Source organism: Williamsia sp. CHRR-6 (assembly GCF_018474015.1).
Lineage (GTDB): Bacteria > Actinomycetota > Actinomycetes > Mycobacteriales > Mycobacteriaceae > Williamsia_A.
Map to the genome: position 1 here is coordinate 149,120 of NZ_JAHCSG010000004.1, position 22,215 is coordinate 171,334.

At 67.3% G+C, this 22,215-nt stretch carries 18 protein-coding genes; 10 read left to right on the top strand and 8 right to left on the bottom strand.

The window, feature by feature from the left end:
- Nucleotides 1-343 precede the first annotated feature (343 nt).
- The gene (locus KIK15_RS12255; protein ID WP_214244859.1) at nt 344-1,579 is read left to right on the top strand and encodes an alpha-hydroxy acid oxidase; all 1,236 of its coding nucleotides are present in this window, start codon (nt 344-346) and stop codon (nt 1,577-1,579) included.
- Here KIK15_RS12255 and KIK15_RS12260 read toward each other — a convergent pair.
- Genes KIK15_RS12260 through KIK15_RS12270 form a run of 3 tightly spaced genes read right to left on the bottom strand, consistent with a single transcriptional unit; the run spans nt 1,539 to nt 4,455 of the window.
- On the bottom strand, nt 1,539-2,561 hold the full coding sequence (locus tag KIK15_RS12260) for a phosphotransferase family protein (protein WP_214244861.1): 1,023 nt from the start codon (nt 2,559-2,561) through the stop codon (nt 1,539-1,541). The genes KIK15_RS12255 and KIK15_RS12260 overlap by 41 nt on opposite strands.
- Entirely contained in the window at nt 2,561-3,772 is a 1,212-nt protein-coding gene (locus tag KIK15_RS12265; protein ID WP_214244863.1) for an acyl-CoA dehydrogenase family protein, read from the bottom strand. The genes KIK15_RS12260 and KIK15_RS12265 overlap by 1 nt, the downstream gene beginning before the upstream one ends.
- On the bottom strand, nt 3,769-4,455 hold the full coding sequence (locus KIK15_RS12270) for a TetR/AcrR family transcriptional regulator (protein WP_214244865.1): 687 nt from the start codon (nt 4,453-4,455) through the stop codon (nt 3,769-3,771). The genes KIK15_RS12265 and KIK15_RS12270 overlap by 4 nt, the downstream gene beginning before the upstream one ends.
- A gap of 70 nt (nt 4,456-4,525) precedes the next feature.
- Between KIK15_RS12270 and KIK15_RS12275 the strand changes: the two genes are divergently transcribed.
- Together KIK15_RS12275 and KIK15_RS18905 are read left to right on the top strand one after the other, a co-directional pair.
- Nucleotides 4,526-6,058 carry an NAD(P)/FAD-dependent oxidoreductase gene (locus KIK15_RS12275; RefSeq protein WP_214245288.1) on the top strand — a complete coding sequence of 511 codons (1,533 nt, stop codon included), beginning with the start codon at nt 4,526-4,528 and terminating at the stop codon, nt 6,056-6,058.
- 177 nt (nt 6,059-6,235) lie between these two features.
- Nucleotides 6,236-6,613: a hypothetical protein gene (locus KIK15_RS18905; RefSeq protein ID WP_374222850.1), complete on the top strand. Its 378-nt coding sequence runs from the start codon at nt 6,236-6,238 to the stop codon at nt 6,611-6,613.
- On the opposite strand, the gene KIK15_RS12280 is transcribed toward KIK15_RS18905, so the two are convergent.
- The gene (locus KIK15_RS12280; protein WP_214244867.1) at nt 6,516-7,985 is read right to left on the bottom strand and encodes a YdiU family protein; all 1,470 of its coding nucleotides are present in this window, start codon (nt 7,983-7,985) and stop codon (nt 6,516-6,518) included. The genes KIK15_RS18905 and KIK15_RS12280 overlap by 98 nt on opposite strands.
- 435 nt (nt 7,986-8,420) lie before the next feature.
- Here KIK15_RS12280 and KIK15_RS12285 point away from each other — a divergent pair, with 435 nt between their 5' ends.
- Complete coding sequence (locus KIK15_RS12285; protein WP_214244869.1) at nt 8,421-8,921, top strand: ribonuclease H; 501 nt, start codon at nt 8,421-8,423, stop codon at nt 8,919-8,921.
- A 5-nt stretch (nt 8,922-8,926) separates the two neighbouring features.
- Here KIK15_RS12285 and KIK15_RS12290 read toward each other — a convergent pair whose 3' ends face one another.
- Nucleotides 8,927-9,727 (bottom strand): SDR family oxidoreductase, encoded by an 801-nt coding sequence (locus KIK15_RS12290; protein ID WP_214244870.1) that lies wholly within the window; start codon nt 9,725-9,727, stop codon nt 8,927-8,929.
- A gap of 73 nt (nt 9,728-9,800) precedes the next feature.
- Between KIK15_RS12290 and KIK15_RS12295 the strand changes: the two genes are divergently transcribed.
- The 5 genes from KIK15_RS12295 (at nt 9,801) to KIK15_RS12315 (ending at nt 15,395) form a co-directional block, all read left to right on the top strand.
- A complete protein-coding gene (locus KIK15_RS12295) occupies nt 9,801-10,364 on the top strand; it encodes a TetR/AcrR family transcriptional regulator (protein WP_214244872.1) in 564 nt (187 codons plus the stop codon).
- Nucleotides 10,365-10,408: 44 nt separating this feature from the next.
- Nucleotides 10,409-11,848: an FAD-binding oxidoreductase gene (locus tag KIK15_RS12300; protein WP_214244874.1), complete on the top strand. Its 1,440-nt coding sequence runs from the start codon at nt 10,409-10,411 to the stop codon at nt 11,846-11,848.
- 88 nt (nt 11,849-11,936) lie between these two features.
- Nucleotides 11,937-12,698 (top strand): decaprenylphospho-beta-D-erythro-pentofuranosid-2-ulose 2-reductase, encoded by a 762-nt coding sequence (locus KIK15_RS12305; RefSeq protein ID WP_214244876.1) that lies wholly within the window; start codon nt 11,937-11,939, stop codon nt 12,696-12,698.
- Nucleotides 12,699-12,756: 58 nt separating this feature from the next.
- On the top strand, nt 12,757-14,649 hold the full coding sequence (locus tag KIK15_RS12310; RefSeq protein WP_307851869.1) for a galactan 5-O-arabinofuranosyltransferase: 1,893 nt from the start codon (nt 12,757-12,759) through the stop codon (nt 14,647-14,649).
- On the top strand, nt 14,646-15,395 hold the full coding sequence (locus KIK15_RS12315) for an MBL fold metallo-hydrolase (protein ID WP_214244880.1): 750 nt from the start codon (nt 14,646-14,648) through the stop codon (nt 15,393-15,395). Before KIK15_RS12310 ends, KIK15_RS12315 begins: the two co-directional genes overlap by 4 nt.
- Before the next feature lies 1 nt (nt 15,396).
- On the opposite strand, the gene KIK15_RS12320 is transcribed toward KIK15_RS12315, so the two are convergent.
- The 3 genes from KIK15_RS12320 to aroQ form a co-directional block, all read right to left on the bottom strand.
- The gene (locus tag KIK15_RS12320; protein ID WP_214244882.1) at nt 15,397-16,983 is read right to left on the bottom strand and encodes a hypothetical protein; all 1,587 of its coding nucleotides are present in this window, start codon (nt 16,981-16,983) and stop codon (nt 15,397-15,399) included.
- 3 nt (nt 16,984-16,986) lie between these two features.
- Nucleotides 16,987-17,886, bottom strand: coding sequence for a phosphatase PAP2 family protein (locus KIK15_RS12325; RefSeq protein WP_250324572.1), 900 nt, complete (start codon nt 17,884-17,886; stop codon nt 16,987-16,989).
- Nucleotides 17,887-18,161: 275 nt separating this feature from the next.
- Nucleotides 18,162-18,638 (bottom strand): type II 3-dehydroquinate dehydratase, encoded by a 477-nt coding sequence (gene aroQ, locus KIK15_RS12330; protein ID WP_214244884.1) that lies wholly within the window; start codon nt 18,636-18,638, stop codon nt 18,162-18,164.
- Nucleotides 18,639-18,685: 47 nt separating this feature from the next.
- On the opposite strand from aroQ, the gene KIK15_RS12335 reads away from it, so the two are divergent.
- On the top strand, nt 18,686-22,153 hold the full coding sequence (locus KIK15_RS12335) for an arabinosyltransferase domain-containing protein (protein WP_307851870.1): 3,468 nt from the start codon (nt 18,686-18,688) through the stop codon (nt 22,151-22,153).
- Nucleotides 22,154-22,215: the final 62 nt, after the last annotated feature.

A 22,215-nucleotide genomic window follows, 5' to 3' on the forward strand; every position in this document is an offset into this window, starting at 1 on the left:
CGTGTGTTGCTTTCGGCGCAGCGGATCGGGCACGTCCCCTGCACCGATGTGGCCGCGCCGCAGTAGCCGGGCCTCGGCGGGCCGGACACCACGAATCCGCAGAACAAGTGTCGGGTTCTTCGTGGTGGGGGGCGGTCCAACGGACGCAGTCGACGGGTGCCACCGGCGGACCCACCCGCAGACCGGCGATGTCCACTCGGAGGAACTTCATCGCTTACCTTCCGCTGTGAGTTTAGGATCGGTTCAACGAGTCCAGTGGAGTGGAGCGGACACCGATGTCGGTCACCGAGGATGCGATCAGCAAGATCAAGGCGCGCATCGTCTCGGGCGAGCGGGTGCGCCGATGAAGCGTCGTTTCCCGCGGCCGAAAGAGCTTGCGCCGCTGATGCGGATGTCGATGCCCGACCGGGATCGGGTCCGCGCGCGGCTCGAGCGCGCGCTGACCATCGACGACCTGCGGACCATCGCCAGACGTCGCACCCCGCGCGCGGCATTCGACTACACCGACGGTGGCGCCGAGGCGGAGATCTCGATGGCACGGGCTCGACAGGCGTTCGTAGACATCGAGTTCCGGCCCGCCATTCTGCGCGACGTGTCCCAGGTGGATGCGTCGTGTGAGGTTCTCGGCGGCGCATCGCAACTGCCGTTCGGTATCGCACCCACCGGGTTCACCCGCATGATGCAGACCGAAGGCGAGTACGCCGGAGCCCGCTGCGCGCAACGCGCAGGCATCCCGTTCACGTTGTCCACCATGGGAACCGCCTCGGTGGAGGATGTGGCCACCGCAGCCCCCGGCGGCCGACACTGGTTTCAGCTCTACATGTGGAAGGACCGGGACCGGTCGATGGCGTTGGTGGAACGCGCCGCCGCCTCCGGCTTCGACACGTTGATGGTGACCGTCGACGTGCCGGTCGCCGGAGCTCGCCTGCGGGACAAGCGCAACGGGATGTCGATTCCGCCGGCGTTGACCCCGTCGACCATCCTCAACGCCATCCCCCGGCCGTGGTGGTGGTTCGACTTCCTCACCACCGAGCCACTGGCCTTCGCCAGCCTCGACCGCTGGTCGGGTACGGTCGGGGAGTTGCTGAACTCCATGTTCGACCCGACCGTCACCTACGAGGACCTGAAATGGGTTGCCGCGCAATGGCCAGGCCGGGTGGTGGTCAAGGGCGTGCAAACCCTCGCCGACGCGCGCGCCTGCGCCGAGGCCGGGGTGGACGGGATCGTGTTGTCCAACCATGGTGGGCGCCAACTGGATCGGGCCCCCGTACCGTTTCACCTGTTACCGCAGGTGGTCGGCGAGCTCGGTGACGATCTGACCATCATGCTCGACACCGGTATCCGTTCCGGCGCCGACATCGTGGCCGCCATCGCGCTGGGGGCCGACTTCACGTTGATCGGTCGGGCCTACCTGTACGGGCTGATGGCCGGTGGTGAGCGCGGCGTCGACCGGGCGATCACCATCCTGCGTGACGAGATCCTGCGCACCATGCAGCTTCTCGGGGTGAAGACATTGTCCGAGCTGGGGCCCGAACACGTCATTCAGTTGACGCGATGGCGCGAAGTCCCGCGGCCATGAACTCCGCGGTCGCCTCGGCGGCTTTCTCGGCGCCGTCGCCCGACGATGCACCCGACAGGGCCCGGTGGGTGATGCCCTCGCCGATGACCCCGAGCTTGAAGTTGGCCAGGGCGAGGTAAAAACCCCAGTGCCGCAGATCGCTTCCCGCGGTGGCGGCATACCGCTGGGCCAGGTCGGTGGTATCCGGATACCGGTCGCTGGTCCAGGCGGCTGTCATCCCGATGACCCGGTCGAAGATGGGTTCGCGGTAGACACACATCAGCGCGACATCGGTCAACGGGTCGCCGAGGGTGGACATCTCCCAGTCCACCACCGCTTCCACCCGACCTGGGTCGTCCTTGCCGAGGATGGTGTTGTCGACCCGGAAGTCGCCGTGCACCACCGCGTTGGCGCTGTCGGCGGGGATGTTCTCGGCGAGTTGCTCGGCCAGCCGAGCTACATCGGGCAGTTCGCGGGTCTTGACCAGATCCCATTGTCGGGTCCAGGTTTTCACCTGTCGGGCGCAGTAGCCCTCGGGGCGACCGAACTCGCCGAGCCCCACGGCTTCGTAGTCGACGGCATGGAGGTCGGCCAGCACCCGGATCAATGCGTCGACGTTACGGTCGATGGTCACGTCGTCGAGTGCGTCGAGGTCGGCGGCGCTGCGGATGACGGTGCCGTCGACGAACTCCACGACGGTGCAGGGCGCCCCGAGCGCACTGCCCTCAGCGTCGAAGGCGATGGTGCGAGCCACCGGGACGGCCGTGTCCTGCAGGGCGGTGGTGACCCGCCATTCGCGGTTCATGTCGTGGGCTGAGGGGGTGAGCCCCCCGGTCGGCGGGCGTCGGACCACCCAGCGGCTCACCCCGTCGGTGGCCGAGAAGGTGAGGTTGGACCGACCCCCGGAGATCAGCTCGACGGTCAATTCGCCCGCCACCGGCACGCCGGATCGGACCAGGAAGTCATGCAGGGCAACGGGATCCATTCCCGGCAGTGCGCCCATCACAGGGCCGCAGCCTCGATGGCCTTCTTGGCGCGCCCCACGGCACGTTTGGCGATGGCCCAGCGGTGCACCTCCGATGGTCCGTCGTAGATGCGGAACGGGCGCAGCTCCTGCTGCAGGCGCGCGATGGGCAGGTCGTCGGTGACGCCGCTGCCGCCGCACATCTGCACTGCGCGATCGGCGATTCGCGAGTACGCCTCGGCGGCGAAGGTCTTGGCGATGGAGGTCTCGTCGCCTGCGTTGCGCCCCAGGTCCAGCTCATGGCACGCCTTGATCAGCAGGGCCCGCGAGGCGGCCAGGTCGATCTCGTTGTCGGCCACCATCTGTTGGATCATGCCCAGGTCACCGAGCCGACCACCGAACGCTTCTCGGCGCGCGACATAGTCGAGCGCCACCTCGTGCACGCGGGCGGCCACACCCAGCCAGCGCATCACATGCGTCATGCGGGCCGGGCCCAGCCGCACCTGCGCGTAGCGGTACCCCTCGTTCACCTCGCCGAGCACGTTCTCGTCGGGGACGAACAGGTCGGTGAACTTCACCTCGCAGTGCCCACCGATACCGGCTCGGTCGATGGTCCCGATGTGACGGACGATCTCGATGCCCGGGTCGGGGGCGGGGGCCAGGAACATGGTGGCCCCGCCGCGGTCTCCCGGCTCACCGGAGGTGCGCGCCATGATGATGTAGAAGGACGCACCGTCGGCGCCGGTGATGAACCACTTGTGGCCGTTGATCTTCCAGCCACCGTCGGCCTTGGTGGCGGCGGTGGCCAGGGCCGAGGGGTCTGACCCGGCGCCGGGTGAGGGCTCGGTCATGGCGAACGCCGACCGCACCTCACCGGAGGCCAACGGGGCCAGGAACTGCTGACGCTGTGAAGGTGAGGCGATGTGGTCGAGCATGTGGACGTTGCCCTCGTCCGGGGCGTGGATGTGGGTGGCGAACGGACCGAAGACCGAGCGGCCGGCCGCCTCGAAGACCGGTGCCCGGTCGGACATGTTGAACCCCAAGCCGCCGAACTCGACCGGCGCGTGAGGGGCAAAGATGCCTGCCGCCTTGGCTTTTGCCTGCATCTCCAACCGCAGGTCGTCGCCGCCGGCAGCGGTCAGATCGCCGGCGAACTCGGTCTCCAGCGGCAACACGTAGTCGTCGATGAACGTGCGGGTCTGCGTGATCACGCGGTTGACCTCGTCGCTGTAGCGAAGGTCGATGGTCATGGCGCATCTCCTTGGTCTCGGTGGCGGACGATCTGAGGACTCGTGATCTCTGGTCGGGTGGAGTCGCCGACGTAGCCGACGGTGTCGCGAGCGATGCGGCCCCAGCGGTCCACCAGTTCATCCGGCGACAGGCGACCGTCGGGGCGGTACCAGATGGACACTCCGACACACATGGTGGTGATGGCCCGACCGGTGTCGTACGGGTCGCCGGTGACGAACACCCCACGCTGCGCGCCGTCGACGACGATCTCGTCGACCATCTGCTGCTGGCGCCGCCGCTTGGCGGTGTAGACGGGCCGGTAGTCGGCGTCGAGGCTACGGATCTCGCTGGAACCGATGAACGCCTGCTCACGGCGGTACATGTGGAACTCGAGCAGGGTGGTGACCACCGCGTCGAGCCGGTCGATCGGTTCGGGTCCTGCCGCGGCGATCGACTGCTCGGAGCGCCACAGCAGGTCGTCCATGCTCATCTCCAGCAGACCCTGCAGCATGGACTGCTTGGACGGGTAGTGGTGGTAGAGACCGGGCACCGAGAGACCCGCGCGGCCGGCGATCTCGCGGACCGAGGTGCCGTGGTAGCCGTGATCGGCGAACGCCGACAGGGCTGCGGCCAGCGGAATGGGCAGGTCGGACCGTCCGTAGTCGCGCCAGGCCGGGCGGGCGGCGTACGGATCGAGGGTCATGGTCACCAACCTAGTAGCACGGCGAACGGCGTGGTGGCGGCGGGTGTCCGAACGCTCGGTCGGTAGCGTGATGTGGGTGCAGCACTACGACGACATCGTCATCGGCGCCGGACACAACGGCCTGACCACTGCGGCGTATCTGGCGCGGGCCGGGCGGCGGGTGCTGGTGCTGGAGCGCTCGGATCATCTCGGTGGCGCCACGGTGTCGGCCGAGCCGTTCTCGGGTCTGCCTGCGCGGCTGTCGCGGTACTCGTATCTGGTGTCGCTGATGCCGCGGCAGATCATGGCCGACCTCGATCTCGACCTCCGCCTGGTGCGGCGGCGTCACTCGTCGTACACACCGCTGCCCGCTGATCCCACCCGCGGGATCCTGGTGGACAACGGCGACCGCGCTGCCACTGCTCGCTCGTTCACCCAGGCCACCGGCGGCGCCAGGGATTTCGCGGCGTGGACTCGGTTCTACGAGCGGATGGGGCGGCTGGCGCAGCGGGTGTTCCCGACCGTGCTGGAGCCGTTGCGCAGCGAAGACGCGATGCGCGCGCAGGTCGACGACGACGAGTTGTGGCGTGCGGTGGTGCAGCGGCCGCTCGGCGAGATGCTGGAGGCGACGTTCGACGACGACGTGGTGCGCGGGATCGTCGCCACCGACGCGTTGATCGGCACGTTCGCCGATCTGCACGATCAGTCGTTGCGGCAGAACATCTGCCTGCTCTATCACCTGATCGGTGGCGGGACGGGTGACTGGGATGTGCCGGTAGGTGGGATGGGTGCGGTCAGTGGCGCTCTGGCGCGTGCGGCTGCCGACGCCGGGGCGACGCTGCTGACGGCGGCGCGGGTGCTCGCCGTGGACCCCACCGACGGCACGGTCACCTGGGACGGTGGTGAGGCTCGTGGTTCGAAGATTCACGCCGGCTGCGCGCCAACAGTTCTCAGCTCACTGATCGGTGAGCCGATGGATTCCGAGACCGCGCCGCAGGGCGCTCAGCTGAAGGTGAACCTGCTGTTGACGCGGCTGCCACGACTGCGCGACACCACGGTGGACCCGACGGCGGCGTTCTCGGGCACCTTCCACATCAACGAGAGTTATACGCAATTGCAGGCGGCTCATGCTGCGGCGGCGGCAGGCAAGATTCCCAGCCCGGCTCCCTGCGAGATCTATTGCCACACTTTGTCGGATCGATCGATCCTCGGGTCGGAACTGGACGGGATGCACACCCTCACCATCTTCGGACTGCACCTGCCACCGGACGTGTTCAGCTCATCGGATGCGCGCCGACGGGCGACCGAGGAGACGTTGGCGTCATTGAACTCTGTTCTGGCCGAACCGATCACCGATGTCATTGCCCGGGACGGCAACGGTGAACTGTGCATCGAGGCCAGATCGCCGCAGGATCTACAGGATTCGGTGGGGCTGCCGGGCGGCAACATATTTCATCGGTCACTGCAGTGGCCGTGGGCCCAGACCCCCCAGCAGGTGGGCACCTGGGGTGTGGAGACCCGCTACGCGAACGTCACCATCTGCGGGGCCGGGGCGCGACGGGGTGGCGGGGTGAGCGGCATCCCGGGCCACAACGCAGCCCGGTACGTCCTCGATTCCCACTGAGATCGTCCGCTGAGCGGCCGTCGGTGGTCACTGTGTCCACGATGGCCACCTATTCGGACGATTTCCGCAGGATCGTCGGACCTACGTCCCGCACCAGGGGGAGGTGCGCGACAATTGACTCTGCGTGCAACTTTCCCGGATCAACCTTCCGCACGTGGGCTCGCGGTTACGACGTGCGTGGGGTGGCAGGCGACCCCGTGGTCACCGACCTCGCAAACGCCTGGGCACCGCGGGCCCTCGATCCCGTTCATCGGACTCGCCGAGGGCTACGCTTTGGCCGCACTTCGCAGATCAGGGGTTCCACTTCAGCGGATTCGGCCCGCCTTGGAGCAACTCGACAGGAAGATGGGCATCGCGCACGCGCTGGCCTCCGAAGGACTGTTCACCGACGGTGCCGAGATCATCTTCGATTACTCGCGTACCAGCACGCACCCAGGCTCGGATCACTCGGCTGTGATCACGTCCCGCAGAACGTTTGGAATCGGTCGGCGAACTCAGGTGGTGCTGCTGCCGCGTAGGCGGACAGTGCGGGATCGGCGTCGAACGGGCGGGTGAGCGCAGCCAGCAGATCGTTGAACGGTTGCAGGTCGCCTGCGGTGGCCGCGGTCAACGCGGCATCCACCAGATGGTTGCGGGGGATGTAGATCGGGTTGACCGCATCCATCGCCGCCGCCACCTGAACCGGGTCACCGGCTGGCAACTCGCGCCAACGGGCCACCCATGCTGCGCTCGACTCACGTGGGATCACGGCGTTCAGTGCGGCGGGGTCACCACGCAGCTCATCGGCCAACGCCCGAAAGGTTGCGGTGTGATCGGCGCGGTGCTCAGTCATCAGGGCCAGCAGATCGTCGGCGAGCTGATCTGCGGCGGGATGCTCGGGCACACCGATCTTGGCGCGCAGTAACCGATGGTGGGCGGTGGAGTATCGGTCGAGGTAGGTCTCCAACACTGCGGTCAAGGCCTGCACTGCGGACTGCACGTCGTCGCCGCGCGCCGCGGCGACCAGCGGGATGAGGGTCTCGGCGAAGCGCGACAAGTTCCAACCGATGATGACCGGCTGCGCTCCGTAGGCGTAGCGGCCGTTGATGTCGATGGAGCTGAACACTGTCGCCGGGTCGTGTGCGTCGAGGAAGGCGCACGGGCCGTAGTCGATGGTCTCACCGGAGATGGTGGTGTTGTCGGTGTTGAGGACACCGTGGATGAATCCGACGGACATCCACTGCGCCACCAGGTGGGCCTGCCGGTCGACGACGGCGTCGAAGAAGCGGACGTACTTCTCGGCCGGTTCGGAATCGACCAGCTGCGGATAGTGCCGGGCGATGGCGTAGTCGGCCAAGCGCGCCAGCGGATCTCGCTGCCGCACCGCGAACTCGAAGGTGCCCACCCGAATGTGGCTGGCGGCGACCCGCGCCAGCACCGCACCGGGCTCTTGCGCATCGCGTTGCACCGCCTCCCCGGTGGCGGTGACCGCCAGCGCGCGGGTGGTGGGAATGCCCAGGGCGTGCATGGCCTCGGAGATCAGGTATTCGCGCAGCATGGGCCCAAGCGCCGCGCGACCGTCGCCGCCCCGCGAGAAACGGGTGGCCCCCGACCCCTTCAGATGCAGGTCACGCCGGTTGCCGTCGGTGTCGATCAGCTCGCCGAGCAGCAGTGCCCGACCGTCACCGAGAAGCGGCTGATAGCCCCCGAACTGATGCCCGGCATACGCCATCGCGATCGGTGTGGAACCTTCCGGCGCCCGCGCGCCGGTCAGCACCTCAGCGCCGGCCCGGGTGCCCACGGCATCAGGGTCGAGGCCGAGTTCGGTGGCGAGGGTGGTGTTGAGCACGACCACCTGCGGATCGGGAGCCGGCTCCCCTGCGCTGGGCACGAACAAGCCCTCGAGGTCACGGGCGAACGTGTTCTCCAACCGGAACGCAGTGGTCATGGGTCAAGGCTAGCGATCAATTCGGCGGATCAGATTCGTCGTCCTGGGGCGCCCGGCGGGTGCGTTGGGTCCAGAACTGCGGGTTGTGGCGGTTGGGTACCCGCTCGGCCTGACGGCGGGATGGCGGTAGCGCGTCCACTCGAGGTAGGCCAGACCTGCTGTGGCACGGCGCAGTTCGAGCAGCAGGGCGTCGGGCGCATCGGCCGGAAGCACCGCCGAGGGCCCCATCGAAGCCGAATCGATACCTGGCCATCCCCCCTCGAACGCATGATCGAAATCACCTGTACATGGGGATAGTTTGCAACCAAATGCCAAGATCAGCAGCCTGATTGGTGTGATCGAGTTACCGGCGGGTAGCTTTCAACGCCCAGATGTACAGGCGCACAACTTTCGTCGATCCCCGGCGTTGTCCGATCAGGCCCGTATGGTGGACCTGTGATCATCGTCAGCACCGACGGCTCCTGCCTACGCAACCCAGGCGGGGCGATCGGTTGGGCGTGGGTGGATCACACCGGCCCCACCGCCAGTGGCGGAGAACCGGTCGGCACCAACCAGATTGCCGAGCTCCGCGCCATCTACGAGGCGATCACCGCCCACCCCGGGGCCGAGCCGATGTTGGTGGAGTCCGATTCGCAGTACGCGATCAAATGCGCCACCGAGTGGCTGCCGGGCTGGAAGCGCAAGAATTGGCGCACTGCGTCGGGTTCGCCGGTGAAGAACGTGGAGCTGATCCGGGCCATCGACGAAGCCATCACCGAGCGTGAAGGTCCGGTCCGGTTTCGCTGGGTACGCGGGCACGTGGGCGACGAGTTCAACGAGATGGCCGACGAACTGGCCGGTCAGGCTGCGCGCGCGGCTCAGGAATCCGGCGAATCCAGCGCCCCCGGACCGGTGGCTGCATCGGCCGACGACCACGAGCCCGCCACACTGTTCTGAGGCGATCAGTGTCCGCCGTGGGCGAGACGCTTGTTGACCAGGCGGGTCAGCCAGATCGGGGAGAAACGTGAACCCATGGCCAGCAACGCGGTCTGGGTGCCCACGGTCCAGTGGATCTGGTGGGTCAGCTTGCTGTAAAGCCCCGGCTCGGCGGCCTTGACGATCACATCGGCCACATCCTGCGGGCCCAGCTTGATGCCCAGCGAATCGGTGGTGCCGGTCTTGATGTTCTCGGTCATCGCGGTCTGCACGTACAGCGGCCAGATGGCGGCCAGCCGGATGCCGTAGCTCCCCCACTCGATGTCCAGCGCCTCGGTGATGGCTCGCACGTAGTGCTTGGTCGCGCTGTAGCTGGCCAACTCGGCCTGACCGTAGATGGCCGACGCCGACGCCATACTGATCGCCACCGACCCCTTGGTCGCCTTCAGGTACGGGAACGCAGCGTGCAGACCGTTGGCCACACCCTTGGTGTTGATGTCGATCTCGCGGTGGATGGTGGCGATCTTCAGCTCTTCGAACTTGCCCGCAACCAGGATGCCGGCGTTGTTGACCAGCACATCCAGCCGACCACCGGTGGTCGCGGTGAACTCGGCGAGCCGTTCGGCGAACTCGTCGGCGTCGGTGACGTTGAGGTGACCGACCACGGCGGTGCCGCCGAGGTCCTCGATCTCGTCCTTGAGGGACTTCAACCCCACCTCGTCGATGTCGTAGCCGCCGACGGTGTAGCCCTTACGCGCGAACGACACAGCCGCTTTGCGGCCGATACCAGCAGCAGCGCCGGTGATGAAGACAGTCTTGGAAGCCATCTGACATTCCTATCAATCAAAATCGGGAACCATAACCTTGTTCCGGAACCGGAACCTGATTACGGTTTCTGTCATGGCCGCCACCGACCGTCGACGCCAGCGAACCGTGGCCGCAGTATGTACCGCCGCGCGCACCTTGTTCGAGGAACGCGGGTATCAAGCCGCCACCATCGCCGACATCGCCACCCACGCCGAGGTGTCGGTCAGCACCATCTACGAGAACTTCCCCGGCGGCAAACAGGACATCTACCTGGCGCTGGCCGATCAGGCCGTGGTGGCCAACGAACACATCATCGACGAGGCCGTGCGCCGCTGCACCCCTGAGGACCGCGCCGGGGAGGTGTTCGACGCCTACGTGCGATTCCACCGCGACGACGACCAGCTGGCCTTCCGACTCATCGCTCTCGCCGACGCCCTGAGCCCGTCGGCCCGATTCGACGACATCCGCCGCGACTTCGGCGAACGCATCGCCGCGGTCCTGGTGCGCGCGGTGGGCGAACACGGCGACCTGGCCCGCACCGCGGCCACCTGGGCTGCGGTCAACGGGCTGTTCTCCGCGCGCACCCAGGGCTTCATCGACGACGACCTGCTGGACCAGGCACTGGCATCCACCCGTAGCTGGGCAACGGGGACCTGAACGGCGGCCCGAGCTGCCTGGATGAGGCAGTAGTCTGGCAGGCGATGTCTACCGTGAAAACGCCCCTGACCGGCCGGGGCGAGCTGCCGATCGAGACCCGCCGGTTGATGGGGTGGAGTCGCACCACCCCCATCGAGGGCCACGTGCTCTCCACTCCTGATCTCGACGTGATCGCCGACGCCGTAGCCCGCGTCGCCGACGACAACGCCGACAAGCCTGCCCACCTGCAGCGCGGGGTCATCGCGCGGGGGCTGGGCCGCTCGTACAACGAATCGGCCCAGAACGTCGGTGGCCTCACCATCGACATGACGCGGCTCAAGAAGATCCACTCGATCGACGCGCAGACCGCCATCGCCGACGTGGAAGCCGGTGTCGACCTCGACACCCTGATGAAGACGGCGTTGCCGTACGGGCTGTGGGTTCCGGTGCTACCCGGCACCCGGCAGGTCACCATCGGCGGTGCCATTGCTCACGACATCCACGGCAAGAACCACCACAGCGCGGGCAGCTTCGGCAACCACGTCACCGAGATGACCCTGCTGCGCGCCGACGGTCGGATCATCACCATCACCCCCACCGGCACCCCCGACGACCCGGACGCGTCGATCTTCTGGGCCACCATCGGCGGTATCGGGCTGACCGGATTGATCCTGCGGGCTAAGATCGCGATGACCCGCACCGAGACCGCGTACTTCATCGCCGACGGCACCGTCACCCGCAGCCTGGACGAGACCATCGCCCTGCACACCGACGGCAGCGAGCACAACTACACCTACAGCTCGGGCTGGTTCGACGCGATCAGCGCGCCGCCGAAGCTCGGTCGCGGCACCTTCTCGCGCGGCTCGCTGGCCACGCTGGATCAGCTGCCCGACGACTTGGCCCGAAACCCGTTGGCGTTCACGGGCAAAACTCTGCTGACATTCCCCGACATCTTCCCCAACGGCTTGGCCAACAAGTTCAACTTCAGCCTGGTAGGCGAGGCCTACTACCGGATGGGTGGCAACTACACCGGAAAGATCCAGAGCCTCACCGCCTTCTACCATCCGCTGGACCTGTTCGGTGACTGGAACCGGGCCTACGGTTCGAAAGGCTTTCTGCAGTATCAGTTCATCGTCCCGGTGGAGGCGGTCGAGGAGTTCAAACAGATCATCATCGACATCCAGGCCTCGGGACATGTCAGCTTCCTCAACGTGTTCAAGCTGTTCGGCGAGGGCAATCAGGCGCCGTTGAGCTTCCCGATGGAGGGTTGGAACATCTGCGTCGACTTCCCCATCAAGCGTGGGCTGCACGAGTTCTGCACCGAACTCGACCGGCGGGTGCTGGCGATGGGCGGGCGGCTCTACACCGCCAAGGACTCGCGGACCACCGCCGAGACCTTCCACGCCATGTACCCGCAGATCGACGACTGGATCGCCACCCGACGTCGGGTGGACCCCACCGGGGTGTTCATGTCCGACATGGCGCGTCGTCTCGAACTGTCCTGACCCCCGCGCGCACCCGGACCTAGGCGCATATCCGGACCCAAGCGCACACCCGTTGCCCCGCTTGTCTTCTGATGTGAAGGAACCTCCCATGATCAACGCCGTCGGCGTGCCCAAGTCCCTGCTGCTGCTCGGCGGCAGCTCCGAGATCGGGCTGGCCATCTGCGCCGAGTACCTGAAGAAGGGTCCAATGCGGGTCATCCTGGCCACCGTGCCCGGCGACCCGGCCGCGCCCGCTGCGGTCGAGACGATGAAGGCGGCCGGTGCGTCGTCGGTGGAGACCATCGACTTCGACGCCCTGGCCTTCGACACCCACCCCGAGGTGATCGGGAAGGCGTTCGCCGGCGGCGACATCGATGTGGCGATCGTCGCGTTCGGTCTGCTCGGTGACGCCGAGGAACTGTGGCAGAACCAGCCCAAGGCCGTGCAGATCGCCGGCATCAACTACACCGCCGCGGTGTCGGTGGGGGTCCTGTTGGCCGAGCACATGCGCAGCCAGCGCCACGGCCAGATCATCGCGATGAGCTCGGCCGCCGGAGAACGCGTGCGCCGCAGCAACTTCGTCTACGGCTCCACCAAGGCCGGCCTCGACGGCTTCTACCTCGGTTTGGGTGAGGCGGTGAAACCCGACGGGGTGAACGTGCTGGTGATCCGCCCTGGTCAGGTGCGCACCCGCATGTCGGCTGGGGTGAAGGAAGCCCCGCTGACGGTGAACAAGGAAGACGTGGCCACCCTGGCGGTGATCTCCGCCGAGAAGGGCAAGGACCTGGTGTGGGCGCCGCCGCCGTTCCGGTTCGTGATGATGATCCTGCGGCACATCCCGCGACCCATCTTCCGCAAGCTCCCCATCTGAGTCCCGGCCCCCGGTGACGACTGCGCCCGTGACGACTGCGCCTGTGACGACTGGGCCGGTGAGGACTGCCGCTCACCTCCTGCGGGCCATCGGGTCGGTGGCTGCGGCCGGTGTGGTGGCAGGCGTGGTCGCCTCGGTCGGGCTGTACGCCATCGCGCAGGTCCAGTGGCCGGCGTTCAACTCCTCCAACGTCAACGCTGCCCTGACCACCCTCGGGCAGACCGTGGCCATCGTGATGTTGACGGCAGCGGCGTTGGCGGCCCGCGCGGGCCGGTGGCGGCACTGGACGGGCCCGTTGAGCTGGGTGGGCATCTCCGGGTTCGCCACCGTCACCCTGGCCATGCCGCTGGGCGCCACCAAGCTGTACCTGTTCGGTATCTCGGTGGATCAGCAGTTCCGCACCGAGTACCTCACCCGGTTCACCGACACCTCCGCCCTGGCCGACATGACCTACAAGGGGTTGGCGCCGTACTACCCGGCCGGCTGGTTCTGGTTGGGCGGTCGCTACGCCGTGCTCACCGGCCAGCCCGGCTGGGAGGCGTTCAAACCGTGGGCCATCATCTCCATCGCGGTGGCCGCCACCGTGGCGATGGTGTTGTGGACCAGGATGATTCCCACCCCCAAGGCCATCGCCGCCACCCTCGCCTCCACCGCGTTGACCATCTATTACGCCGGCCCCGAACCGTATGCCGCCGTGCTGATCGTGTTGGGCGCGCCGATGATGGTCATCACCCTGCACGCCCTGCGATCCGGGTCGCGTCCGGCGATCGTGGCGGCCGGCTTGTTCTTCGGGTTCAGCGCCACCTTCTACACCCTGTTCACCGGTCTGTTCGCCCTGACCGCCATCGTGATGACCGGATACCTGCTGGTGACGGCGTGGCGATCGGTGACCAACAGCGCAGTCCATCGTGATGCACTGCGCGCGCAACGTCGTCGCCTGGTACTTGCCCACGGCGCACGCCTGCTGGCTGTGGGGGTGCTCTCGGGGGTGGTGGCGTTGAGCGTGTGGGGCCCGTATCTGTTTGCGCGCCTGCGTAACCGACCGGCCAGTGGCGGCACCGCCGAGCACTATCTGCCCGGTAGCGGCGCCACCCTGCCCACCCCGATGCTGCATCTGAGCCTGGTGGGGGCGTTGTGTTTCGCCGGGTTCGGATGGTTGTTGCTGCGCAACCGAACTCGAACCATCTCGCTGGCCCTTGGGCTGACGGTGATGACCATCTACCTGTTCTGTCTGCTGTCGATGGCGTTGACCGCCAAGGGGACCACCCTGTTGGCGTTCCGGCTGGAGCCGCTACTGGCGGTGATCCTGGCTGTGGCCGGGGTGTTCGGTGTGGCTGAGCTGGCTCGCGCGCTGGGCCAGCGGATGGGTGACGTGGGTTTCGTGGTGGTGGCCACCGGAGTGGTCTCGGCAATCGCGTTGTCGCAGAACATTCCTGCTCACCTGTCCAGCGAGATCACCATCGCCTACACCGACACCGACGGCAACGGTGTGCGGGCCGACAAACGGCCGCCGGGTGCGCAGTCGTATTTTCCGCAGATCGACACACTGGTTCGGCAGCAGACCGGAGCGCCCCGCAGGGACACGGTGGTGTTGACCGCCGACTACGGATTCCTGTCGGTGTACCCGTACTACGGATTCCAGGGACTCACGTCCCACTACGCAAACCCGTTGGCGGAGTTCGACAAACGGGCCACCGCGATCGAGGAGTGGTCGGGTTTCACCACGCCCGACCAGCTGGTGGCCGCACTCGACGCGTCGCCGTGGACGCCGCCGCGGGTGTTCCTGTTCCGTTATAGTGCCGACGGGTATGCGCTGCGGTTGGCCACCGACGTCTACCCCAACGACCCCAACGTCAAGCGCTACACCGTGACGTTCGCCCCTGCCCTGTTCACCGACCCGCGGTTCACCGTGACCACCGTGGGTCCCTTCGTCCTGGTGGTGCGCCGATGACCGATTTCGAGTTGACAACCGTCTCCACCGAAACCGGTCAAGCCCACCTGGTGCACACCGAGCACGTGAACTGGGTTCTGCTACAAGATGATCGGGGTGTCACGCTGATCGACGGCGGCTATCCGAAGCTGGCGCCGACGGTGGCGCGGTCGATCGAGGCCATCGGGGCCGGGATCGGTGATGTGCGCGCGGCCCTGCTCACCCACGCCCACGTCGACCACATCGGCGGGTTGCGGGTGCTGGCGGGCGAGCACGGTTTCCCGGTGTACGCCCACCCTGAGGAGGTGGGCCACGTGCAGCGCCTCTACCTGCAGCAGGCATCGCCGGGGGGTGTGATCGCGTTGGCCTACCGGCCGCGGGTGCTGCGGTGGTTGGCCGAGGTGATCCCCATGGGCGCCCTGGACAAGAGTGGGATCGACTCGTGCACAGCGTTTCCCGACGACGAACCGCTGGATCTGCCGGGTCGGCCGCTTCCGGTGCCCATCCCCGGCCACACCAGTGGACACTGCGGATACCTGGTGGCCGACGGGACCGTGCTGTGCTCGGGCGACTCGTTGATCACCGGCCACGGATTCTCCGGCTCACGCGGACCGCAGCTGCTGCACCCGATCTTTCATCACGACCTTCCCACCAACCGCGACTCGCTGGCCACCCTGCGAGACCTGCCCGCCACCACCGTTTTCCCCGGTCACGGCCTGCCCTTCCACGGCACCGTCGCCGAGGCGATCGACCAGGCGCTGGGGTAGCTCAGCCGGTGCTGCTGCAGGTGGCGGGCTGTTCGGAGAGCACCCCGCGTACCGTCAACACTCCTTCGAGGGCGTAGTCGCCGGGGGCATCGACCTGCAGGGTGATCCAGCCCTCTGGGGTCTCGGTGATGCAGCCGAGCTGTTGGCGGTCATAGAGGTTGCGCGCCACCAGGTATCGGTTGGGCCGGATCTGGATGGGGTGGGCGTTGGTGTCGGGGACCCGCACGATCATCTGGGCGGGATCTTGCGCCAGCAGCCGCAGCGGCGAGCCGACGATGGGCTGCGGTCGGTCCACCTCATACACCGTCCAATCCTTGTTCGACCAGGTCTTGCGGAGGTAGCTCAGTCCCGTGTTCACCAGGGCCGCTTCGGGTTTCGCCTGGCGCAGCGGCTCGGTGGCCACCGCCACGTAACTCACCGCGTTCTCGTCCAACCAGGCCCGATACGACTCGGGGGTCAACGCATCCTTGAGGTAGAAGATGGGGTTGAACCTCGAGTCGGACTGGTTCTCCCACCCGCGTGCCAGCGAGATGACCGGTCCCAGCTCGTGCGAGCCGGCGTGGGTACGCGCGTCGATGAGCTCCACCCGGTGGTTGATCAGCTTGGGCGCCTGCAGCAGAACCTTTTTCAGCGGATCGTAGTCCTGCTTGGTGTCGCCGGCGTCAGCGACGGCCACCTGATCGGCCACCGCCACGAACCCCGCGTAGCTCACCGCGGGCGCCAGCGCGATGACCAGGATGGGAATGGCCGTACGCGAGTAGTAGACCACCACGCAGGGCAACACCAGGCAGAAGAACCGGCTGATGTTGGAGCCCACCCCGTTGGGGACGGCGAAGATGACCAGTGCAGCCACCACGGCGATCGGGGTGATCCACCGCTGTGGCCGTTCGGTCAACGCCACCCCCGCCCCGGCTGCGATCGCCAGGTTCCAGGCCAGTGTGGTCCACGGAAAGCCCTGTGCCCCAGGCGCTCCGAACAGGATGAACGGCACGGCCACACCCAGCCCAGATCCGATGAGGACGGTCCACACCTTGACCGAACGGGGATGGGCCAGCAGGAACGCCACCCCGGCCATACCCACGAAACTGGGCGCCAACGGGCTGGCCAGGCCGGAGAACACCATCAGCACCCCAGCCCAGGTGGTGTGGCCGCGCTGCACCACCACCAGCGCCCCGATGGCGATCACCGCACCGACGGCGAACGCCACCCGACCCGACATCATGTTGAACACCGCGGCCATCGCGATGGCCCAGGTGAACAGTTGTGGACGCACGGCATCGCGAGCCAGCGGATAGGCCAGCAACGCGATGGCCATGGTGGCGATGGCCAGCAACGGCAGCGACCCGATGGCCGCCGACAGCTTGGGCACGATCAGCGAGTAGCTGCCCGGCGACACCCCACCGAACCAGCTGAACCAGTAGCCCAGACCCACCCCCGAGCGAGCGGCCTGCTCACGCGCGATGGCGGCTTGCAGATCACCCAGCGCGGGCCGGAAGACCAGCAGCAGCGTGGTGGCCACACCGGCCACGAGAAACGGCAACGCCCAGTGGCGTAGGCGCTCCGCGCGAGCTGCGGTGGTCGGCGTCATGCGTTAGACGGTATGCCCCAGGCGTCGACGCTCGAGATGGGAGTTCCAGAGTTGCCGTATGCCCAGCGCGATCCCGGTGCCGGCAGCCAGCACGGCCAGGCCCGCGACCACGTCGAGGAAGTAGTGGTTACCGGTGGCCATCACCGTGAAATAGGTGGTGATCGGGTACAGCAGCCCCAACACCCGAACCCAGGTGCGGCGAGCCAGGAAGAACAGGGTGAGCCCGCACCACGTGGCCCACGCACAGTGCAGCGACGGCATGGCGGCGTACTGGTTGGAGATGGCATCCGATCCCGGTGCCCCCGACGCGGGCCACCAGCCCCACGACGACGTCTGGCTCATGATGTCGTAGAAGCCCTCGGTGGAGAGCATGCGCGGCGGGGCGGCGGGATAGACGAAGAACCCGATCAGTGCGAACAGGGTGGTGATGATGAGTCCGCCACTGTAGAGGCGATAGTGCTCGGTGCGGCGGACCATCAGCCAGATGAGCACCGCGGGGGTGACGATGAAGTGCAGCGTCGCGTATTCCAGGGCCACCACGTTGGCGACGACGGGGGTGTGGTGCACCCACTGGTTGAGCGGCCGTTCGAGGTTGATGTGCAAGAAGTTCTCGACCGAGAGGATGTCGTGCCCGTTGCGGAAGGCGATGGCGGTGACGTCGCCGACGTTGTTGCGGATGGCCGAGTACAGCGCGTACAGGCTGCCCAGCAACAGCACCTCCACCCACCAGCGGGTCGTGGAGAAGAAGGTGAGGACGGAATCGAGCAGACGGAAACGGGAGCGGGAGAGCGACGCCTTGGCCGATTCGAGCTCCGGAGAGTCGAGCTCGACACGCACGCGTCGTTCGTCGCCGATGGGCATCGCGGACGATTTGCCCGTGGGTGAGTTCTCGGCGAGAGACATCAACGACCTCCCGGTCCTGTGCGTGGCTCCGCACACCGTATCCGCGAAACCTGGGCTTGAGCACCACCAAAAGTGCGAGATCAGATCGCACGAGGTGCCGCGATTCCTGTGAATCGCCTAAATAAAAGGTTAACGGCGGCCCACATGCAAACATCGGACACTACACGTCGCCCACCCACCCCGTGCTCTGCAAGGCACGAGGCACATCGGAAACCCTCAGGCCAGAGCGTTACAGACCGGGAACAACGCCCAACCTACAGTGATCCAGATCACCATCACAAAAGGGTTGCAGCCATCCGTACCGCGTATTCGTACCCGTGCACCCCACATCCGGTGATGACGGCCGTGGCTATCGGCGAGACGTAGGAGTGGTGCCGAAACTCCTCACGCGCGGCGATGTTGCTGATGTGTACCTCGATGATCGGGACCTCGGGGATGACCAGTGCATCGCGCAACGCCACCGAGGTGTGCGTCCATCCACCCGGGTTGATGATGATGGCCCCGACCGTGCCGCAGGCACCGTGCACCCAGTCGATCATCTCGCCCTCGTGGTTGGTCTGGCGTGCATGCAGCACCAGCCCCAGCTCGGCGGCGGTGTCACCGGCCAGGGTCTCCACGTCCAACAACGTCGCCGACCCGTACGTCTGCGGCTGGCGTACGCCGAGCATGTCGAGGTTGGGGCCGTTGAGCAGCAGGATGGTGCGCAGTGCAGATCCTGTGGTGTCGGGGTCGTCGGTGTCGGCGCTGGCCATGTCCTCATCGTAGGCGGCACGCCGACCTGCGGTTACGATCTGCAACTGTGTCCGACCTGCGCAGCCCCGTGACGGGCACACCCACCCCCGCCGCCGATCGTGTCCGGTTGGCCCGGATCGTGGCCGTGGTGGCCGGCCTGCTCGGTTTCGTGTTGGCGCTGGCCACCCCGTTGCTACCGGTCACCCAGCGCACGGCCGAGATCACCTGGCCGCAGACCACCGCCGCCGATCAACAACTCCGCTCGGTCACCGCCCCGCTGATCAGCTACGTGCCCATCGACGTGGAGTTCTCGGTGCCGTGCGCCGCCGTCGACCGGCTGGTGGCCGGCACCGGCTCCACCCTGCTCTCGACCACACCCGCAGACGCACCCAAGGCGTTCGAGCGTGGGTTGTTCGTTCGCGTCACCGGCCGATCCTCGGACAAACCCGACGACCGCACCGTGGAGGTGGTGGTCCGCAACAACCAGCTCGTCAGCGCCACCGTCGGCCAGATCCGGTCACAGAACTGCCGCAGCATCGACGTGCGCGCCACCTCGACGGCGGTCACCGCCGCGTTCGTGGGCATGACCAACACCGACGGCGACCCCCTGGAGGGTTCGACCACCGACGGCGATCAGCGCCCCCAGCTGACCGGGCTCTACAGCGACCTCACCGGCGACGCCGACACCCTGCCCGGACTGCGTGCCCACGTCACCATCGACTCCCGGTACTCCACCGGCGCCACCGCGCTGAAGTGGACGGCCATCGTGATCGGCGTGATCGCGACCCTCGTCGCCCTGGCCGCGCTGCATGTCCTCGACAGCACCGACGGCCGCAGACACCGCCGCATCCTGCCGGCCCGCTGGTGGCGGCTCGACGCCCGCGACGGCGTGGTGATCGGCGCCCTGGTGGTCTGGCATCTGGTGGGCCCCAACACCTCCGACGACGGCTACCTGCTGACGATGTCGCGGGTGGCCGAGCACGCCCACTACACCGCCAACTACTACCGCTGGTACGGCGCACCCGAGGCCCCGTTCGGCTGGTACTACCAGGTGTTCGGCTGGCTGGCCCACGTCACCACGGCCAGCCCATGGGTGCGGTTGCCCGCTCTGGCCTGCGGAATCCTGGTGTGGCTGTTGATCTCCCATGAAGTGCTGCCCCGGCTCGGGCGCGCCGCACTCACCCATCGGGTGGTTCCGTGGACCGCAGCGATGGTGTTCCTGGCCTCCTGGTTCCCGTTCAACAACGGTCTGCGTCCCGAACCGATCATCTGCTTGGGCGCCCTGCTCACCTGGTGTTCGGTGGAACGCGCCATCGCCACCGGGCGCACCCTGCCGGCCGCAGTGGCCTGCACGGTCGGCGCGTTCAGTCTGGCCGCCGGCCCCACCGGCCTGATGGCGGTGGCCGCGCTGATCGCCGGTGGACGCCCGATGATCATGTCGATCATCAAGCGCACCAGGGTGATCCGCGCACCGGCCGACCCCACCGACGCTCGCGCGGTACTGCGCGCCCGACTGCAGGCCTACACCGCGATGGTGGCCCCGGTGCTGGCCGCGGGCACCTTCGTCATCTTCGTGGTGTTCTCCAACCTCACCCTCTCGGCATTCGTGCAGGCCTCCCGGATGAAGTCGGCGCTGGGTCCCTCGCTGCACTGGTTCAACGAGATCGACCGTTACTCGGCACTGTTCGAGTTCTCCGCCAACGGCTCGGTGGGTCGCCGCTTTGCGGTGCTGATCATGATGGTCGGGCTGGTGGTGTCGGCGGCGGTGTTGATCCGCAAGAACCTGGTGCCCGGCACCGCGCTGGGTCCCACCCGCCGCATCGTGGGTATCACCTTCGCCTCGCTGCTGTTCCTGATGTTCACCCCCACCAAGTGGACCCATCACTTCGGCGTCTTCGCCGGACTGGCGGCGGCGTTGGCCGCCATCGCCGCCATCGCGGTCACCTCGTCGTCGATGCACTCGTTGCGCAACCGCACCATCGTGACCGCGGTGGTCCTGTTCATCACCGGTCTGTCGTTCACCGGCCCCAACGCCTACTACTACATCTCCAACTACGGCATGCCCTACGGCGTTCAGCCGGTGCGGATCGGTATCGCGCTGGGCAGCCTGCTGCTGTACTCCTCCATCCTCACGCTCATCCTGGCCGGCTGGTTCCACCTACGAGCCCCCTACCGCGACCAGCCCGATCACGCCGATCACACACAGACCAACACCTCGCGCCTGCGCCGACTGCGTGATCGGCTGCCCGCCCGACTGCGCGCAGGGCTGGCCCCACTGCTGGTGGCCGGTGCGTTCCTGGTGGTGTTCGAGCTCGGCACCGGGGTGGCCGCGGGCGTGCACCAGAGCGGCTCGTATTCGGTGCCCTCAGCCAACCTCGACGCGCTGCGCGGCAAGCCCTGCGGCATGGCCGACAAGGTGATGGTCGAGCCCGACCCCACCGCCGGACTGCTCGACCCGGTGGAGCGCACCCGCACCGACCCACTCGCAGGCACCGATCCGGTCGGGACCCCGGCGGCGTCGGCGAGCACGGTGGGCTTCTCCCCCAACGGCATCCCCACCAGTCTCGACTCCACGGCCAGCGAGGGTTCGTTGGGCGTCCTGGCCGGTAATGCGGTCGCCTCACCAGATGTGTTGACCGCCAACACCGGTGGCACCGGAGGCGGCGACACCGGTACCGCCGGGGTGAACGGCTCGACCGCCAAGCTGCCGTTCGGGCTCGACCAGCAGCGCACCCCGGTCCTCGGTAGCTACTCCAACGGAGATCAGGTGCCGTCGCGACTCACCTCGTCGTGGTATCGCCTGCCCACCAAGCGATCTGACCGACCGCTGATCACGATGGCGGTCGCTGGCAGCTTCGACATCCGGGACGTGACGCTGGAGTACGCCACCGCAAGCGGCGCCCGCAACAGCGATTACACCGCCGCAGGCACCGTCAAGCTGATCGACCCCGGACCCAGCCCGTCGTGGCGCAACCTGCGCACCTACCGCAGCTCGTTCCCGCGCGATGCCACCGCCGTCCGCATCGTGGCCAAGGACAACAACCTGGCCGTCGACAGCTTCCTGGTGGTCACCCCGCCGCGGGCACCGCTGCTGCAGTCGTTGCAGTCACTGGTGGGCAAGGACGACCCGGTCCAGATCGACTGGACCTCGGGTCTGGCCTTCCCGTGCCAGCGCCCGTTCAACCACCGCGATGGCGTGGCCGAGGTGCCGACGTGGCGCATCATGCCTGGGGCCGACCTGTCGGCCGCCGTGGGCGCCTGGCAGGACGCGTTCGGTGGCGGTCCGCTGGGGTGGATCGAGGTGGCGCTGGACTCGACCACCGTGCCCAGCTACCTGCGCGACGACATCGGACGTGACTGGGGCGCGTTGCTGCGGTACCGGCCCCTCAGTGGCACCACGTCGGCCGCCGGGGTCACCGCCACCGGTAGCCCCACCGCGGTCACCGACCGTGGCCCGGCCCCACGCCCAGCCCGCCTCGAGCGGGGCACCGCCACCCGATCCGGACTGTGGAGTCCCGCACCGATCCGGTACTAGCCGGTACGCCTCGATACCCCATCGGCACCGAGTGGTAGCGAATCGGTGCACACAGCCGCGTC

Excerpts from the sequence above, each read along its gene's own strand:
- KIK15_RS12255 (WP_214244859.1), top strand. The coding sequence starts at position 344 with ATGAAGCGTCGTTTCCCGCGGCCGAAAGAGCTTGCGCCGCTGATGCGG.
- KIK15_RS12290 (WP_214244870.1), bottom strand. The coding sequence starts at position 9,727 with ATGGCTTCCAAGACTGTCTTCATCACCGGCGCTGCTGCTGGTATCGGC.
- KIK15_RS12270 (WP_214244865.1), bottom strand. The coding sequence starts at position 4,455 with ATGACCCTCGATCCGTACGCCGCCCGCCCGGCCTGGCGCGACTACGGA.
- KIK15_RS12325 (WP_250324572.1), bottom strand. The coding sequence starts at position 17,886 with ATGTCTCTCGCCGAGAACTCACCCACGGGCAAATCGTCCGCGATGCCC.
- KIK15_RS12260 (WP_214244861.1), bottom strand. The coding sequence starts at position 2,561 with ATGGGCGCACTGCCGGGAATGGATCCCGTTGCCCTGCATGACTTCCTG.
- KIK15_RS12275 (WP_214245288.1), top strand. The coding sequence starts at position 4,526 with ATGTGGGTGCAGCACTACGACGACATCGTCATCGGCGCCGGACACAAC.
- KIK15_RS12300 (WP_214244874.1), top strand. The coding sequence starts at position 10,409 with ATGTCTACCGTGAAAACGCCCCTGACCGGCCGGGGCGAGCTGCCGATC.
- KIK15_RS12305 (WP_214244876.1), top strand. The coding sequence starts at position 11,937 with ATGATCAACGCCGTCGGCGTGCCCAAGTCCCTGCTGCTGCTCGGCGGC.
- aroQ (WP_214244884.1), bottom strand. The coding sequence starts at position 18,638 with ATGGCCAGCGCCGACACCGACGACCCCGACACCACAGGATCTGCACTG.
- KIK15_RS12280 (WP_214244867.1), bottom strand. The coding sequence starts at position 7,985 with ATGACCACTGCGTTCCGGTTGGAGAACACGTTCGCCCGTGACCTCGAG.
- KIK15_RS12315 (WP_214244880.1), top strand. The coding sequence starts at position 14,646 with ATGACCGATTTCGAGTTGACAACCGTCTCCACCGAAACCGGTCAAGCC.
- KIK15_RS12265 (WP_214244863.1), bottom strand. The coding sequence starts at position 3,772 with ATGACCATCGACCTTCGCTACAGCGACGAGGTCAACCGCGTGATCACG.
- KIK15_RS12295 (WP_214244872.1), top strand. The coding sequence starts at position 9,801 with ATGGCCGCCACCGACCGTCGACGCCAGCGAACCGTGGCCGCAGTATGT.
- KIK15_RS12320 (WP_214244882.1), bottom strand. The coding sequence starts at position 16,983 with ATGACGCCGACCACCGCAGCTCGCGCGGAGCGCCTACGCCACTGGGCG.